At 45.8% G+C, this 16,895-nt stretch carries 10 protein-coding genes and 2 pseudogenes; 8 read left to right on the top strand and 4 right to left on the bottom strand.

Translation table 11 applies throughout. From position 1 onward, the window contains the following. Positions 1-472 precede the first annotated feature (472 nt). From H6G48_RS05115 to H6G48_RS05125, 3 genes are all read left to right on the top strand, one after another. Complete coding sequence (locus tag H6G48_RS05115; protein WP_190719750.1) at positions 473-1,234, top strand: peptidylprolyl isomerase; 762 nt, start codon at positions 473-475, stop codon at positions 1,232-1,234. A gap of 76 nt (positions 1,235-1,310) precedes the next feature. Beyond that, positions 1,311-4,280: a peptidase domain-containing ABC transporter gene (locus H6G48_RS05120; RefSeq protein WP_190719753.1), complete on the top strand. Its 2,970-nt coding sequence runs from the start codon at positions 1,311-1,313 to the stop codon at positions 4,278-4,280. Positions 4,281-4,509: 229 nt separating this feature from the next. Next, positions 4,510-6,297, top strand: a complete 1,788-nt coding sequence (locus H6G48_RS05125) for a beta-barrel domain-containing protein (protein WP_190719756.1) — start codon at positions 4,510-4,512, stop codon at positions 6,295-6,297. On the opposite strand, the gene hisA is transcribed toward H6G48_RS05125, so the two are convergent. Next, a complete protein-coding gene (gene hisA, locus H6G48_RS05130) occupies positions 6,294-7,055 on the bottom strand; it encodes a 1-(5-phosphoribosyl)-5-[(5-phosphoribosylamino)methylideneamino]imidazole-4-carboxamide isomerase (protein ID WP_190719759.1) in 762 nt (253 codons plus the stop codon). The genes H6G48_RS05125 and hisA overlap by 4 nt on opposite strands. A 502-nt stretch (positions 7,056-7,557) precedes the next feature. Between hisA and pedR the strand changes: the two genes are divergently transcribed. Beyond that, positions 7,558-7,839: a photosynthetic electron transport-dependent transcriptional regulator PedR gene (pedR, locus tag H6G48_RS05135; protein ID WP_108937575.1), complete on the top strand. Its 282-nt coding sequence runs from the start codon at positions 7,558-7,560 to the stop codon at positions 7,837-7,839. Further along, positions 7,823-8,374, top strand: a complete 552-nt coding sequence (locus H6G48_RS05140; RefSeq protein WP_190719762.1) for a TolB family protein — start codon at positions 7,823-7,825, stop codon at positions 8,372-8,374. Before pedR ends, H6G48_RS05140 begins: the two co-directional genes overlap by 17 nt. A 58-nt stretch (positions 8,375-8,432) precedes the next feature. Here H6G48_RS05140 and H6G48_RS05145 read toward each other — a convergent pair. Continuing rightward, positions 8,433-8,912: pseudogene (locus H6G48_RS05145) on the bottom strand (transposase); the annotation flags it as partial. Positions 8,913-9,108: 196 nt separating this feature from the next. Here H6G48_RS05145 and H6G48_RS27385 point away from each other — a divergent pair. The 3 genes from H6G48_RS27385 to H6G48_RS05160 all read left to right on the top strand — a co-directional run bounded on the left by H6G48_RS27385 (position 9,109) and on the right by H6G48_RS05160 (position 13,940). After that, positions 9,109-9,345, top strand: a complete 237-nt coding sequence (locus H6G48_RS27385) for a thiamine pyrophosphate-binding protein (RefSeq protein ID WP_044034713.1) — start codon at positions 9,109-9,111, stop codon at positions 9,343-9,345. Between the two features lie 736 nt (positions 9,346-10,081). Beyond that, complete coding sequence (locus H6G48_RS05155) at positions 10,082-11,893, top strand: GMC oxidoreductase (protein ID WP_190719765.1); 1,812 nt, start codon at positions 10,082-10,084, stop codon at positions 11,891-11,893. A 100-nt stretch (positions 11,894-11,993) separates the two neighbouring features. Next, entirely contained in the window at positions 11,994-13,940 is a 1,947-nt protein-coding gene (locus H6G48_RS05160; protein WP_190719768.1) for an alpha-amylase family glycosyl hydrolase, read from the top strand. A 263-nt stretch (positions 13,941-14,203) separates the two neighbouring features. Here the strand turns inward: H6G48_RS05160 and H6G48_RS27615 are convergent, their stop codons facing one another. Then, entirely contained in the window at positions 14,204-15,448 is a 1,245-nt protein-coding gene (locus H6G48_RS27615) for a WD40 repeat domain-containing protein (protein WP_341275485.1), read from the bottom strand. Positions 15,449-15,451: 3 nt separating this feature from the next. Further along, positions 15,452-16,786 (bottom strand): annotated as a pseudogene (locus tag H6G48_RS27620) (WD40 repeat domain-containing protein); the annotation flags it as partial. Positions 16,787-16,895: the final 109 nt, after the last annotated feature.

Here is a 16,895-nt window from a genome sequence, read left to right on the forward strand (position 1 = left end):
TACTTTGTTCGGTGCTAGACTGATATTTGAGTAAGCCAGACAGGAGCCAGAAAAAGATATTTATCAGAAAAGTCATGATCAAGCTAGAGGTTTAAAGACTGAGCGGGTTCCAATTATTTTTATTCATAAATATTTTACACAATTCATACCAGGTAAGCAAGAGGGCTACGCCACTACTACCAAATCATTACCCCCGAAAAACTTTTTCAGCAGACCCTAATTAGGGGTTGCTGAGCAGCATTTTGGGCGAACCCATCAGCCGGACCCGGATCACTTCCCCTCACCACCCCCGCCAAGATGACCGACTTATTTCTTTAATTTCTGTAATTTTTGGCTTTCACGGGGAAAACTAAAATTAAAATAGGGGGGAGTGCCTTAAAATTGCTGTTTTGACGTATAATCACCTCAATAAAATTTAGAAGCTCCTAGAGTTGATAGTTTTAAACATTTCTGAGAGGAAAATGTATTTATTATGAGTTCAATTATTGAAATCGGCGACCAAAAAATTAACCAGTCACAGGTCTTGCCTCTTTTGGCAAAATATGGTATGTTACCCCAGTTAATCCGGGAAGTAATTATCGAGCAAGCGATCGCCAATATCACCTGCAATCCCGAAGAAAGAAACGCCGCCTATTCCCGTTTCTATCAAAATAATCAAATTGCCAACGATGAACAAATGAAATCCTGGTTACGACAAAACGGGATGGATTCCGAACAACTAGAATATCTAATTCTGCGGGACATTAAATTGGAAACATTTAAACAGGAGACTTGGGATAACAAAGTAGAATCCTACTTCTTGCAAGTCAAAAATCAATTGGATAAGGTGGTTTATTCGCTGATTCGGACAAAAAATATCGGCATTGCCCAGGAAATATTTTTCCGGATACAGGATCGAGAAAATAGCTTCGCTGAACTAGCCAAAAAATACTCCCAAGGCTCAGAAGCGGAAACCGGAGGACTAATCGGACCGGTGGAACTGAGCGCCCCCCATCCCCAGATCGGGCAAATTCTCAAGGCAAGTAAACCGGGACAACTGTGGCCACCGACGCAAGTGGGAGAATGGGTGGTGATTGTGCGGCTGGAAAAATACTTATCCTGTGAACTGGATCCTCCCACCCGTCAACGCTTACGCAATGATTTATTCCAACAATGGTTAACGGCTCAAATGCAAACAGTGAAATTTATCTCCGAATCAAACCCAGTCAATAGCGAGCAGGGATCGATTATATAGCATTTCCTTGCAACACTGGGTAAACCTAGTCTTTTCGCCTAATTATTTGCCAACCTAGTCAATTTTCGCCTAGCCAATGAGTTATACCACTTTAGATTTTACCGCCTTTCTGGAGACCGTACAGCCCTTCGATCGCCTGCCCGTCGAGGTTAGACGTTCCCTCGGTCAGAAATTACAACCCCTTCGCTATGAGATGGGCAATGCGATCCTCAAGTGCGACCGCTTACCCTCCCACCTCGTCCTTCTCTACGAGGGAGAGGGCAGACTTTTGGGTTACGATGCTAGGGTAAACAATCCGCTGCCGGTCACTTTGGCTAAATTACAGCCGGGGGATTTATTCGGGTGGATCAGTCTTCTGCGCGCTACCCCCTGTGAAACGGTGATCGCTTCTTCGGAAGTCACGATCTGTTTAACCTTAAAACAAGAGGATTTTTGGTCTTTAATCAATAATTACCCCGAATTTAAGGAACATTTCTTTAAAGAAACCTCGATCGCTGAAGTTTATGCTCTCCTAGGCTCCTATCTTAATCAACAGGCCTGGGGTGGGGGGGACCTGAAAGAAATTGCTCAGGCTCTTTTAAACAAAGCTTGTGTGTCCTACAACCAGATTAACGATGATTATCTCTGGTTAGTCAGCGAAAATAGCGATAATTATCCTACTGGCACAGTTATCACCCAGAACAATCCGACTAACACCCGCTTATTAGGTCTTTCCTCCGACCAGTTAGAAGAATTCCTGACAGTTGCCACCGAAGCGACCGCGGAAACAGAAACGGATGATATCCTAGAAACCCAAGTCATCAAGGGAAATAAACCCACCCAGGTATTAGATATCCCTCAAGGCAAAATAAGCGACATCACCAGCGATATCGCCATTGAAAAAACTGTCGAGAAAAACCGCAAGTCATATCCTTTTTTCGGGGGAAAAACGGAACTAGAGGCGGTGAGTGCCTGTTTTCAGATGCTCTGCAAATATTTTAATATCCCCTTTCGCAAGGACGTGATCCAACGCATCCTAGGGGATCAACTGCAAAGAACCGGCAGCCTTTCCCTGCCCCTGTGTGGGGCTGTAGCCGAGGTAGTGGGACTCCATAGCCAATTAGTACCCCTAAATGCTTCTTCCTTGCCCAATATCAACCCTCCTGCCCTAATTCGCTGGCAAGACAGCATCGTTATCCTCTACGAAATTAATCAACGGGAAACCACGATCGCTGTTCCCCAAAGGGGGATAATTAAACGCAAAACCAGCGAATTTCTGGAATCTTGGGGCGAAAAAGGGGAAGTGATTCTGCTTAAACCCACCAAACACACCCAGCAACAGCGTTTTGGCTTATCATGGTTTTGGCCTTCTGTCAAGAAACATAAACGAGTCTTAATAGAAGTTTTTATCGCTTCTTTCTTCGTGCAGTTATTTGCCCTGGCCAATCCCTTGATGATTCAGGTGATCATCGATAAAGTGATCGTGCAGAATAGCCCGGAAACCTTGAATACCCTCGGGGTTTTCCTGTTAGTAATTGCCGTTTTTGAGGGAATTTTAACCTTTTTGAGAACATCCCTTTTTGTCGATACCACTAACCGCATCGACATGACCCTCGGTTCAGAAATTATCGATCACCTGCTGCGCTTACCCCTGAAATACTTTGAACGGCGGCCAGTGGGGGAAATTTCGACAAGAATCAACGAATTAGAGAATATTCGGCAATTTTTAACAGGTACAGCCCTAACGGTGGTATTAGATGCCATTTTCTCGGTTATATACATCGTGGTTATGTTGATCTATAGCCCGATTTTAACCTTCTGGGCCCTGGGAGTCGTGCCGATTTTAGTTCTCTCCACAGCTATTTTCGCACCGATCGTGCGGCGACAACTGCGAGCAAAAGCCGAACGAAACGCCGAAACCCAATCCTATCTCGTGGAGGTAATGACAGGAATTCAAACGGTGAAAGCACAGAATATCGAATTGCGTTCCCGTTGGCAGTGGCAAGAACGTTATGCGCGCTATGTGGCCGAAGGTTTTCAAACGGTAATGACCTCAACTTTGGCCGGTTCCTTTAGTCACTTCTTTAACCAATTATCGGGTTTATTAGTGCTTTGGGTGGGAGCAGCCCTGGTTTTAGACGGACAACTCACTCTTGGTCAATTAATCGCCTTCCGGATTATCGCTTCCTACGTTACCTCGCCGATTCTGCGTTTGACCCAACTCTGGCAAAACTTCCAAGAAACCGGCTTATCCCTGGAAAGATTAGCCGATATCGTCGATACTCCCCAAGAAGCGGAACTTGATCGCCAAAATATCCCCATGCCCTTAATTAAAGGCACTGTCACCTACGAAAACCTCGCTTTCCGCTTCAATCCCCACGGACCCCTGCAACTATACAACGTCAATTTAGAATTCCCCGCCGGTACTTTTGTCGCTTTGGTGGGGGAAAGTGGCGCCGGGAAAAGTACCATTACTAAATTGTTAGCCCGTCTCTACGAACCAGAATCGGGAAGGATTCTCATCGATGGCTACGATATCAACAAAGTGGAACTCTATTCCCTCCGTCGTCAAATCGGCATGGTTCCCCAAGAAACCCTATTATTTGACGGTACGGTACAGGAAAATATCGCCCTGACTAACCCCGATGCGACTGTGGAGGAAATTGTCTCGGCAGCGAAAACGGCGGCGGCCCACGAATTTATTATGACCCTGCCCAATGGCTATAATACCCGTGTCGGTGAACGGGGGGCATCCCTATCGGGGGGACAACGACAACGGGTTGCGATCGCTCGTTCCGTCCTGCAAAGACCGCAAATTCTCATTCTTGATGAGGCCACCAGCGCCCTCGACTATAACACCGAACGGCAAGTGTGTCTGAATCTCAAAGAAGCTTTCAAAGATCATACGGTCTTCTTTATTACCCATCGTTTAGCTTCGATCAAATCCGCCGATATTATTGTCATGATGGATAAAGGGACAGTAGCGGAGGAAGGCACCCACGAGGAATTAATGGCCAGAAAAGGCCTTTACTATACCCTCTATAAACAACAGGATTCGCAAATCTAGTCAGTCGGGAGACAGGGATTAGGTGATAGGGGATAGGGAAATGGGGAAATGGGGAAATGGGGAAATGGGGAAGTTTCAACTAATACCCCAAAACCCCCCGCAACGCGCACGCAGTGACCACCCCACACCCCACACCCAACACCCTACACCCTACACCCCACACCCCACACCCAACACCCTACCCCCACGAAAAACTTTTTCAGCAAACCCTAAATATAGGAGAATCTTCATGAACGGTAATTCTAACAACGGTCAAAACGGCAACGGCAATGGCAACGGCAACGGCAAAGGTAAAAGCGATGAACTGACCCAAGCGGGTAAAAACGTGGCTACTACCACGAAAAATAAAAGTATTACCCCTTCTTTACCCACTTTCAGCCCACCAGAACAATCGGTGATCCTGAAACAATCGCCCATTTGGTCGCGGACGATTATCTGGACATTAATGAGTGTCACCACTGCCGCTTTAATTTGGTCAGCACTCGCCAAAATCGAGCAGGTGGTCGGCGCTCAAGGACAACTTAAACCCCAGGGGAAAGTGCAAGAAGTACAAGCACCGGTGAATGGGGTAGTACAGGAAGTTAAAGTTAAAGACGGCGATCGAGTTAACAAAGGTGATGTACTGGTTTTAATGGATTCCAGTGCCTCGCAAGTGCAGTTAGAATCCTTGAGAACAATTCGCACCACTGCCGAGAAGGAAAATCAATTCTATCGTCTCCTAATGGCGCAGGATCTGACACCGGCACAAGTGGAGAGTTCGATCGCTCAATTAAAATTACCGAGTGAAATCGCCGATTTAGCCCGTAATCGTGCCGCTTTAGTGGCGGAAAATCAACTTTATCAAGCACAGGTCAGTGAAGGTGCTTCTAGCTCTGCTTTACAAGGGGAGCAATTAGCCCGTCTAGCGGCTGCCCGACGGGAGGCTAATTCTCGACAAGCGGCCGCTAGATTGGAAATGGAACAATTAGAAAAACAATTGGCCCAAACCAGGGTACAGTTGGCCGATGCCCGCTCGCAATTAATCAAAGATCGCTTAGTCTTAGAAGAAATTAAGACTCGTAATGCCAATTCGATGAAACAGGGCCAAGAAAGCTTGGATATCGAGCGTAATATTCTTAACGATATTGAACCCTTGGCAGAAGAAGGGGCGGTCGCCCGTTATCAGATTAATAAACAAAAACAATCGGTAACTGATCGCCAGAATGAATTACAGCAGCAAGAGGCTAACGGCGAAATCGATCGAGAAAAACAAGAGAAAGAAGTACAAACCCGCATCGCCGAAATTTCCCGCCTGGAACAGGAAGAAAAGCGTTATTCCCTGTTGATCTCCCAAGCGGGAGAAAAGCTGATTAACACCACGGTAATCACGGAAAAAGATGTGCGCGATAAAATGGCGGACAATTACAAACGGATCGCTGAAATCGATAGTCAGATCAGTCGCATTATCATTGATAACAACAAGCGCATTGCTGAGTTAGATAGTCAAATTAGTCAAGCACAACAGACCATTAAATATCAAAAAATTACCGCCCCGATCGATGGTGTGGTCTTTGATCTCAAGGCGCGGCCCGGGTTTGTTCCCCAACCGAGTCAAGCGGAAGCATTATTAAAACTTGTTCCCGATGGCTGTCCCACCCAGGTCAAAGATGCCGCTAAAGGTTGTTTAGTGGCAGAGGTGGATGTGACTAACCAAGACATCGGTTTTGTGCGCGTGGGACAAAAGGCCGATATTCGCATTGATTCCTTTTCTTACAGTGAATACGGCGATATTAAGGGAGAAGTAATCTCGATCGGTTCCGATGCTTTACCTCCCGACGAAAATCACCGTTTTTATCGGTTCCCCGTCCGGGTAAGCTTGAACAGTCAAGAGTTAGTTTTGAAAGATAAATCCACTCTGCCGCTGCAATCGGGGATGTCCGTGAGCGTTAACATCAAAGTCAATGAAAATCGCACTGTTTTGGGACTATTTACCGATATGTTCAATAAACAGGTGGATACTCTCAAACAAGTCCGTTAAGCGAAAAAATTCGGGGGTACATCCTGCCAACGGCCTGATCCGATCGCACTAATCGCTTCCGAGAGGTTAACTGCACCGGTATAAAGGGCGCGGCCCACGATTACTCCCGTTACTCCTAAAGGCTCCAAAGACAATAAACTCAGTAGGTCCGTCAGGGAACTAATGCCCCCAGAGGCGATCACGGGAATTTCGACAGATTCGGCTAATTCTCGCAAAGCCGCCAGATTAGGGCCGGAAAGGGTGCCATCTCGATGAATATCAGTGTATATAATCGTACTGGCTCCTCTTTTTGCCATATCTTGACCAAGAGCGATCGCATCTACCGCAGAAGTTTCTAACCAACCCCTGGTGGCAACTTTGCCATCGCGAGCATCAATACCGACAATTATTTGCCCCGGAAAGCTTTGACAAAGTTCGCTGACTAATTCGGGCTTTTCTACGGCTACTGTCCCTAAAATCGCCTTTTCTACCCCGATTTTTAGGAGATTACTCACCGTTTCTAGATCTCGCAGTCCACCCCCCACCTGTACGGGAATGGCAATATCATTAAGAATTGTTTCAATAGTTGACAAATTAACCGATTTACCCTCTTTGGCTCCATCCAAATCAACTAAATGTAATCTGGTTGCCCCCTGATTGACCCATTCTCGCGCCACTATTGCGGGATTATCGTTAAAAACCTGCGATTGTTGGTAATCTCCCTGATAAAGTCGCACACATTTGCCATCGAGAATATCAATAGCGGGGATAACTTCCATGTTTTTCTCAATATCTAACTAAGGAGCGTTTTTTATTATATAGTACCAGCCGTCAGCCCTGAATCAGTGATCAGTGATCAGTGATCAGTTTTGAGTCTGACAGGGGAACAAACCCTCTCAAAGCATTGTCCACAAAGGTTTTGAGGCTCCTCAGTTACAAACAGATACATCGCTTTCAGCCAAAAAGCTAAGGAGAGAATCAGGGATTTAGGCGAGCTTACTAGAAATCTTTGTCAACAACGGGGGGTGAGCTGCATCGAACTTTTTCGCTCGAACACCCCAAAAAGCCTGTGCTGTAAGGAGTTCAGCCAGCTTGTCCCCCTGTCAGGTTTTGAGTATTAAGTGAGCAGTATGTATTAAGTGTGCATCATCAAATGGCAGTAACAGTGCTGTCTTTTCACTGATTACTGTTTACTGATCACTGATTACTGATTGATTATCGATTCCTAGGGGAAAAAATTCTTCTAGAATGATAAGTACATATACGAGAGGAATTATACTTATGTCTGCTGGGAAGTTTCAAACAGCCGCTTCATTATCCGATCGAGAGCTAGAAATACTCGATTTAGTGGCTAATGGTTTAACTAATCAAGAAATCTCGGAAAAGCTAGAGATTAGTAAGCGTACCGTTGATAATCATATTAGTAATATCTTGACAAAAACAAAAACCGATAATCGAGTGGAATTGGTGCGTTGGGCATTGCATTGGGGTAAAGTTTGTCTTGATGATATTAATTGTTGTATCCTTCCTTCCCCAGCGCCGACTGATGATCAGGTTTCCTAAACTTCTGGGACTTTTGCTTGCGGTTAATATCATCAGTCTGGGGGGATGTAGTGATGCGGGTTTTGTCACCCCTCCCCAACAGCTTTTAGGAAATACTTTAAATACCCCTTCCTCGGAAGATAATCCCCGTTTTAACTACGATGGTCGTTATCTGGTTTTTGCCTCCGATCGCAGGGGTCAACGAACGATTTATTTATTCGATCGAGTGGCTAATCGTTTAGTTCCCCTACCGGGGTTAAATCAAGCAAAAACCTATCAAGATCAACCGGATATTAGTGCCGATGGTCGCTATATTGTTTATGTGTCGGAACAGTCCGGTAAACCCGATATATATATTTATGATCGACAAACCCTGCAAGCAAAAAATATCACCGAAAATATTTTAGGAGAAGTGCGTCGTCCGACGATTAGTGGTAACGGTCGTTTTATTGCTTTTGAAAGTAATCGTTTCGGTCAATGGAATCTGGAAATATTCGATCGAGGTGGCGAAATTTCTCCTTCTTTACCCCCGATCAATTCTTCCCCGTCCCGATAGTATTGGGGGAGAAGGGAGAAGGGTGTGGGGTGTGGGAAGATGGGAGATGGGAGAGGAGAATATCCACACGCCCCTGAATCCCTCCACGCTTACTTTTTGCTCCGTCTCGACTCTTTCTTTTTCCTCGTCCAGCCGCGTAGGTATTCTTGATACTTTCCACAGTCAAGGGTAGTTATGATCGATCATTCATTTGATAGATGGTTTCGTGACTGAGAGATTCTTGACTGGCTCTTTTCAGACGACCTGCTATTTGTTCGGGACTATGATAATCTTTCAGTCCTTTTTTCACCAACTCTAAGGCCGACTCGCTGACATTTTTAAAGGGTTGTTTGGCATTTTTTCGGCGCGTCTCGCTTTCAGCTTGTGCTGTGTCAGGTAGATAGCAGCCGAGGGAACTTTGATTCCTTCTTAATTCTCGTGATATCGTGCTTTGATGACATCCGAGCCAGACGGCCATTTGCCGTTGAGATAAATTTCCCTCTTGACTAAGTTGGTAGAGCAAGTTTCTTGGTTCTATGTTAAGATGTTTTCGGCTCATTTTTGGGTCTGATTTGTTGTTGTTAATGATCAGACAGTACCTGATGAGCCTTTCTTTGTCAACTCTTGAGGTTGATGCGTTTCATTTTTGAATTGGCGGAGCCTTTCTTTGTCAACTCTTGAGGTTGATGCGTTTCATTTTTGAATTGACGATTTTTATGACAGAAAACAATGTAGTGCTATACGTTCTTTAAGCATTGAAACAGGAGGGTATTGAACATATTTTCTTGGTTCCTGGCAGCAGTATTGACCCTTTCGTCGAGCATTGTCCGAACAACATGACGGCAGTTGTGGCGGCTTATGAAGGAGGGGTGGCTTTTATAGCTGACGGTTATGCCAGAGCGAGGCAAGGATTTGGTGTTTGTATTGGACTCGGTGGGCCAGGTGTGACCAACAGGGTGACGGCGATCGCAGCTGCGTTGACCAATAACTAGCTAGGGGACGAATTTACCGAAAAATTGGGTTTAAAGCCGCGCCCTTTTAGGGCGACTTGATAGGATGTATGCTATTAAGAATAGGGGGCCGGGTAAGCAACCGCTTAAAAAACCCAGTCATCAACCGATGAACGCACCTTAAAAACTAGAGTTATGGGGTTCTATAGGGAAATGATCCTATAGGTAAAAATTCTCAGCACCAAGTACCAGAGAAACCAAGTATTTTAGAGGTTTTGAACTGTATCGTAGGGGACCCCGAAAACAGGCTTCTGTAAGGTCGCGAAAGTCTGAGGAGAGAACCACCTCTGAGTTGGATTTCGCCAGGAATCTAATTCAAGTGGACTCGTTGAGCCATAAATTCACAGCAGTGATGCGAGAAGAATCCACGTCCGTTTACGGCGTGGGGTATGTCAAAACCACAAGACACCACCTTGGCAATAAAGTGTATAAGTTAATTTGGGCTGCAACTATAGGATAATTAGTTTGATCGGAAAATATGCCTAAGACTGTACAATTTACTTGACTTGTACTCAGCCTAAAACGTAGGTTGGGTTGAAGCATGGAACCCAACGCCCGCATGGGTTACGCTACCGCTAACCCATCCGACAAATAATTGTGCCTCCCTACTTATTTTCTAGATATAGGTTTAAAAAAAGAGAAAATTACTTTTTTTTTAAACTTATTTAATGCCTCTGGCTATTTGATACCCCCTAAAGATATACTTTGGAGAAATTTTATGAAAGGAAAAAAAGTTCTCACGGTCGTTTTTGCAACTACGAAGCATATCCCTGCGAATGAGGTTACTGTTTCTTGTGAAGAATCGTTGTCTTCAAAGAGACCAATCAGGGGGGAGTATACTAACCATGAATGGCAGTACCGCATTTCTTTACCTTCGGATGCGGATAAGGCTACTCTTTGCTTCCATGTTAATGAGGATATTACGATGGAGCAGAATCCGATTGTCGTTTCTTACGATAATTCGCAAAAAGTCAAGTTTACGGATCAAAATATTTCATTTCCCAGCTATAAAAAGAGGTATCTCCACGCTGTCGAAAACTTACTTAATGAAGAAACAGACTTTTCCCGTCGATATGTGCCTAGCAATTTAGATACCGATCAGAAATATGATGTCATCGTCATTGGTTCTGGGATGGGGGGTGGAATCGTTGCCGATCAACTATCGGATTTTGGCTTGTCAGTCCTCGTATTAGAAGCTGGATCAGTTCATTTACCTTCTCATATTGGCAATACACCTATTCCCGCTTCGGAGGTGGATGTCAGAAAATCGGTAGCATACGACAACGCACCAGGATCAGTACTGAAAAAAGATGTACACCTGAACTTGGGAGGGCGATCGATATATTGGTCAGCTCTGATTCCCCGGATGAACAAATGGGACTTTGAACAGTGGGATAAAGAGATTGTTGACTACCTAAAACTGGGTGGATATATAAAAGCGGAAAGGCTTTTCCGAAAGAGAACTGAATACAACAACTACGAAAAAGTCTTTCGGGCTCGTCTGGAAGAGGAACTGCCAGATTATGATGTGCAGCACCTACCTCGAAGTTTCCATCAAGAAATGTCATGGATTACAAAGCGTCAAGGTAATCCAGATGAGCGCCCAAGGGGTTACTTCTCCACCGCAGCTCTATTACTCAACTCTGTCAGTTATCCAAAGATGAAGACTGGCGGAGAAAATATTACCATCAATCTCAATCACTTAGTTACCCACCTTGAATGGGAAGGACACAGGGTAACTAAGGTATGTTGTGAAGATCTCATCAATCACTGCAAACGAAGCTATCGAGGAAAGGTCATTGTTTTAGCGGCTGGAGCCACAGAAAGTCCCTGTATTGCTCTTAAAAGTGATCTGTCCGATAAAAGCGGAAAAATCGGTATTGGTCTTACTGATCACCAGGCAGCAGAACAATCTTTTGTCATCCCACAGATGGGAATGAAGACATTGATCACTGCAAAAGACCAAGTTAAAATTCTTATTCTGCCCAACCATGACTTAGAAAAGGAAAATAATCATTTTAGTTGTGAGCTTGCGATTAACCCTCGGATTTGGGAGCCTCGCTATGAGGATGATGATTTATTCCGAGAGGAGTTTGAAAATGATGATCGCATTACTGCTAAAATCAAGTTTCTTTTTCCCAGAAAGCTGAACGATTCTAACTGGGTCAAGCTTGGTGATATTCGCCCCAAGGTCTATGTAGCACCGATGGAGGATCGTCCCCTAGAAGTGGAAGCAAATGCCTTGAAGAAAAAAGTGTTTGAATTTTTGGGCGTTGATCTCTCTGAGGTAGAAAAGCCTCTTCAATATCGAGAAGAATCCGAGACCTACCACACTGGTGGCTCTCTACGGCTAGGGAAACTCGGCGAAAGTGTTGTTGATAAGCACCTAAAATTTCACGAGTATGATAATCTGTACTGCTGTGATCTGTCGGTCTTCCCGCACATTCCCACAGCAAATCCTTCGCTTACGTTGGGTGCTCTAGCCCTCAGACTGGCCGAGCATATCAATGAAGTGCATAAGTCAAAATAGCTTACAACTATTTAGAATCAGCAAGGTTAGCCTAATCATAGATATCCTGTTGCTAAAAATAGATAAGGAACAATATTCATCAATCTTGAGGTAATTCCTAATGAAATTTGCCGATCAGAATCTAGCCAAACCGCGACCAGGTAGTCTAAACGATTTTTCTTTACCTCGCCGTGAGAGTTATTACCCTTCCTCTGCGGATTGGAGAAATGAAGTGCTTTATTTTCTCTTGCCTGATCGTTTTAGTGATGGGAAAGAAAACACACGTCCTCTGCTGAATCGTCAACAACTGAATCAGTCTCGACCTAATCTGCCAAATGGACAGTCTTGGCGATTTGATAAATGGGCAGAGTCAGGCGGCGATCGCTGGCAGGGAGGAACGCTTAAAGGATTAGAGTCGAAGCTAGATTATCTAAACCAACTAGGGGTAACAACAATCTGGATAGGACCCATCTTTCAGCAACGGGGTCACTTGAATACCTATCACGGTTATGGTATTCAGGATTTTTTAGAGGTTGATCCTCGCTTTGGGACTCGCCAGGAGCTGGTTGGTCTGGTCAATCAAGCCCACAAGAAGGGATTACGCATTATCCTCGATATCATTTTTAACCATTCCGGATATAACTGGGACTATGCTCCGGGTACTCCTAGGGGAGAACAGAAACCTCCCTATACGTCGAGTTGGTATCAGTTTGGCTCATGGCTAGGTGATCAGGGACAAATCATTGCAGGGAAGCCTCGAACTAACGCGGACGGGGTTTGGCCGAGCGAACTCCAGGAAGCAGATTGCTATAGTCGGGCTGGCTATAGCGAGGAAGGCCTGGGGCGGGGAGATTTGGAGGATCCCAATGCCGAATTCCGGCGTTCAGATTTTATTAATTTGCGTGATTTCCAGTTAGACTATCCTCATCTTTTAGACAACTTAGCCCGGTGTTACAAATACTGGATCGCGTTGACAGACTGCGATGGCTTTCGGATTGATACGCTCAAGCATGTGACCTATGATCAAGCTCGAAATTTTTGTGGAACGATTAAGGAGTTTGCGGCTAATTTGGGCAAGAGTGACTTCTTTTTAGTGGGAGAAATAGCAGGCGGAGACTATAACCAAGACCGCTATCTAGATATAGTAGGGCAGAACTTAAATGCTGCCTTGGATATTGGCGAGATGCGGGGGAATCTTAATCAGGTTGCCAAAGGGCTGATAGACCCAAGAGCTTACTTTAACGGGTTTGATCCAGGGAATGCGGTAATGGGATCACACCGGAACCTCGGACGGCGGCATGTTTCAATTTTGGACGATCACGATCATGTATTTGGTGAAAAAATCCGCTTTTCCAGCGAAGCTGCATCAGATCATCAGGTCGTTGCTGGGGTGGCATTGCAACTGTTCACATTGGGGATTCCCTGCATTTACGCTGGAACAGAGCAGGCATTGGCAGGGCCAGAAACGGCTGAACGGAAGTGGTTATCCGACTGGAAGAAATGCGATCGCTATTTGCGAGAGGCCATGTTTGGTCCAGAGCATCCCCGGCAATTCGGCGTGGCGGGCCTGCAATCCGTTGATCAAAACTTACCTGGCTTTGGGCCATTTGGGACAGCAGGTGCTCATTGTTTTGATTCCAATCATCCAGCCTATGTCCGGATTGGAGCTATGGCGGCAATCCGTAAACAGTTTCCAGTGCTGCGCTTAGGACGGCAATATTTACGACCAACCGCCATCCCTTTTCTGAACTTACCCTTTGGCGATCACGGACGGAGTGGAGAAATTATCGGTTGGTCACGGGTTTTAGATGACGAAGAAGCACTTTGTGCGCTAAACAGTCATGGAACGGATAATCGAGGAGCGAAAGTGTTGGTGGATGCCAATCTCAACCCAATCGGAAGCACTATGACAGTGGTTTTGAATACGGCTGAAGCGGCGGTTCCGGGTTACACGGGTCCTCATAAAGTGGGATCAACAGTCCCGGTACAACGACAAGATAAAATTGCCTACGTTGAAATTCAACCGATTCCAGCATCGGAATTTTTGATTTTGATAAATCAACCATAGTTCCTGTACTCATTAGACCTCTTGCATAAATCCGAAAACAAACGATAGAAACAATAATGGGAGGGACTTTCAGTTAATTATTTATTAGTAGTTGATAATCTTCAAAAATGTTGCTGTACAAGGATCGACTTAAGACTTTTGCAAGAGGTCTATTAAACCCAGGTCTATTTGGCACGCCCAGTTGTAATACTGGATCACGGGTTTCAGGGTTGTCATTTCAGAAAGGTTTAATGGCTAGGGCGATCGCTTTGATGCTGAGTGATTCAATCACAAAGATGGCGATCGCTTTCATTCACGTTGGGATTCGTTTTCAAATAATCATGTACCCAATTGCAACCGTACATCAAGGGATTAAGCGTAAGAACCTGCTCCTTATTCCACAAAATGACAGTTTTGTCTTCATTGGCTGAGGCAATGGTTTGACCATCGGGACTGAAGGCGATGCCCCAAAAGCGATCGCTATAGCCATTCAGAGTCGTCAACAAAGTACCATCCGGTTTCCAAAGCTTGATCGTCTTGTCCCAGCTTGCTGAGGCAATGGTCTGACCATCGGGACTGAAAGCGACTGAATAAACGACAGCACCATGACCTTTGAGAGTCGTCAATAAAGTGCCATCCGGTTTCCAAAGCTCGATCGTGTTATCTGCACTTGCCGAGGCAATCGTCTGACCATCAGGACTAAATGCTACTGAGTAAATCTGAGCAGTATGTCCTGTCAGTGTCCTCAGTAAAACAGGTATCTGCGCTGGCTTCACTCTCCAGAGTTTAACGGTATTGTCTGCGCTTGCGGAAGCTAGGGTTTTGCTGTCAGGGCTGAATGCCACACCAAAAATTGCCCCTTGATGTCCTCTCAGGGTAGCGAGGAGTTGAGGCGTTTTTTGCCCTACATTCCAGAGCTTAACGGTATTATCCCAGGCTGCGGAGGCAACTGTCTGACCGTCGGGACTAAAGGCAACTCCCCAAACCACTGCTTGATGTCCTCTCAGGGTGGCCAGGAGTTGAGGCTTTCTTGGCCCTAAGTTCCAGAGTTTGACGGTATTATCTGCACTTACCGATGCCAACCTTTGACCATCGGGACTGAAGGCGACTCCATAAACTTGAGCGGTATGTCCGACCAAGGACGCAATCAAAGTACCGTCTCGCTTCCAAAGCCTAATCTTTTTGTCATCACTAGCTGAAGCAATGGTCTTACCATCGGGGCTGAAGGCCACTCCAATTACGACCGCAGTATGTCCTGCCAACCTTGTCATCAAGGGGCTTTTCAGCCGCCAAAGCTTGACCGTTTTGTCACCACTGGCCGAGGCAAGGTTTTCCCCATCGGAACTGAAGGCTACTCCCCAAACGCGATCGCTATGTCCGTTGAGAGTCGTGATCGGAGTGCCGTCTCGTTTCCAGAGCTTAACAGTCTTGTCCCAACTGCCTGATGCGAGAGTCTGACTGTCAGGGCTGAAGGCCACTCCATAAACCACTTCACTATGTCCTGTGAGGGTTGTCAGTAGAGTCGGCATTTTCCCCGTTTCTAGTTTCCAGAGTTTGATCGTTTTGTCCCAACTGGCTGAAGCTAGGAGCTGCCCATCGGGACTGAACGCTACTCCATTCACAATATCAGTGTGACCTTTGAGAGTCGTAATTAAAGTGCCATCTCGCTTCCAAAGTTTTACTGTCTTATCGTCACTGGCTGAAGCCAGCATTTGACCATCAGGGCTGAACGCTACACCGTTCACAACATCAGAGTGACCCGCGAGAGTCGTAATCAAAGTGCCATCCCGCTTCCAGAGTTTAACCATCTTATCGTCACTGGCTGAAGCCAGCATTTGACCATCGGGACTAAACGCCACTCCTCTCACATCATGATGATGTCCAACAAGGGTCGTTATTAGAATAGGTATCTTGCCTGCTTCTATCCTCCAAAGTTTGATGGTTTTATCTTTGCTAGCGGACGCGATTGTCTGACCATCGGGACTGAACACAGCTTGCCAAATTTTATCGCTGTGTCCGTTGAGGGTGGCGATTATAGTACCATCTTGCTTCCAGAGCTTGATAGTTTTATCGCCAGCAGCCGAGGCGATCGTGTTACCATCTGGGCTGAAGGCGACGCTTTTAACTTCATCACCATGGACTAACAAACGATTGTATTCAAGAACGCCATAAACTGCCTGCCGTAAGACGGAATCTACCTGAGTTTTAGTCTCAGCGTCTGTTCCTCCTGTCCTGGATAATTTTTGCCAGGCCCGAATGGCCTCAATCAACGCATCTAACTTATTATTGGAGACAAAAAGTGCTTCTGAGGACGCAGTGATGGCTTGGATCTCGCTACGCGCTGAATTCTGCCATTGCCCCCAAGCGACTCCTGCTAAGATTAAGGCCCCTAGCAAGCCACCTGTGAGTCCTGAGATCGTTAACTTTCGCCTGCGCTTTTGGGATTTCAGGTCGCGATCGCGCAGTGCCACACTTTGCTCAATCAATTCGCAATCGCTCGAACTCAGTTCATCAGCTCGATTCAGATACCAATATTCTGCATCGGTCAGAGGTTTACCCCGCAACAATGCCCCTTCATCCTGATGGCTGCGCTCCCACTGGTAGCGGTTTGCCCGCAGTTGCTCTTGCCAGAGGCGAAACTCTCGATCGAGCAGCATCCAATTCCTGAGTCGTTTCCAGCCCCCAATTAATGCCTCGTGAACAATTTCTACGGTTTCTTCTCCTGTAGAATCGTTGCGGTTGGTCACCACTAAGCGAGAGGAGGCTAAACGCGCCACCAAGTCCCAGTTTTCCGGCTGCACGTCTTCCTGTGTAGCAGTACGCCGGCTATCGTCTGTCCCGGCACCGGGCTGCACTAATTGGATATACTTTGCACGGCTACAACTTGCATTTTTTACTCAAGGACAATAATATAGTTTAAGAGTCATAATTAGAAGCAAAGCACTCATTAAAAACATGATTAACCTAGAATTCACG

The organism is Microcystis flos-aquae FACHB-1344 (genome assembly GCF_014698375.1).
In the GTDB taxonomy this organism is placed as follows: domain Bacteria; phylum Cyanobacteriota; class Cyanobacteriia; order Cyanobacteriales; family Microcystaceae; genus Microcystis; species Microcystis aeruginosa.

Excerpts from the sequence above, each read along its gene's own strand:
- H6G48_RS05115 (WP_190719750.1), top strand. The coding sequence starts at position 473 with ATGAGTTCAATTATTGAAATCGGCGACCAAAAAATTAACCAGTCACAG.
- H6G48_RS05120 (WP_190719753.1), top strand. The coding sequence starts at position 1,311 with ATGAGTTATACCACTTTAGATTTTACCGCCTTTCTGGAGACCGTACAG.
- H6G48_RS05125 (WP_190719756.1), top strand. The coding sequence starts at position 4,510 with ATGAACGGTAATTCTAACAACGGTCAAAACGGCAACGGCAATGGCAAC.
- hisA (WP_190719759.1), bottom strand. The coding sequence starts at position 7,055 with ATGGAAGTTATCCCCGCTATTGATATTCTCGATGGCAAATGTGTGCGA.
- pedR (WP_108937575.1), top strand. The coding sequence starts at position 7,558 with ATGTCTGCTGGGAAGTTTCAAACAGCCGCTTCATTATCCGATCGAGAG.
- H6G48_RS05140 (WP_190719762.1), top strand. The coding sequence starts at position 7,823 with ATGATCAGGTTTCCTAAACTTCTGGGACTTTTGCTTGCGGTTAATATC.
- H6G48_RS05155 (WP_190719765.1), top strand. The coding sequence starts at position 10,082 with ATGAAAGGAAAAAAAGTTCTCACGGTCGTTTTTGCAACTACGAAGCAT.
- H6G48_RS05160 (WP_190719768.1), top strand. The coding sequence starts at position 11,994 with ATGAAATTTGCCGATCAGAATCTAGCCAAACCGCGACCAGGTAGTCTA.
- H6G48_RS27615 (WP_341275485.1), bottom strand. The coding sequence starts at position 15,448 with ATGCCGACTCTACTGACAACCCTCACAGGACATAGTGAAGTGGTTTAT.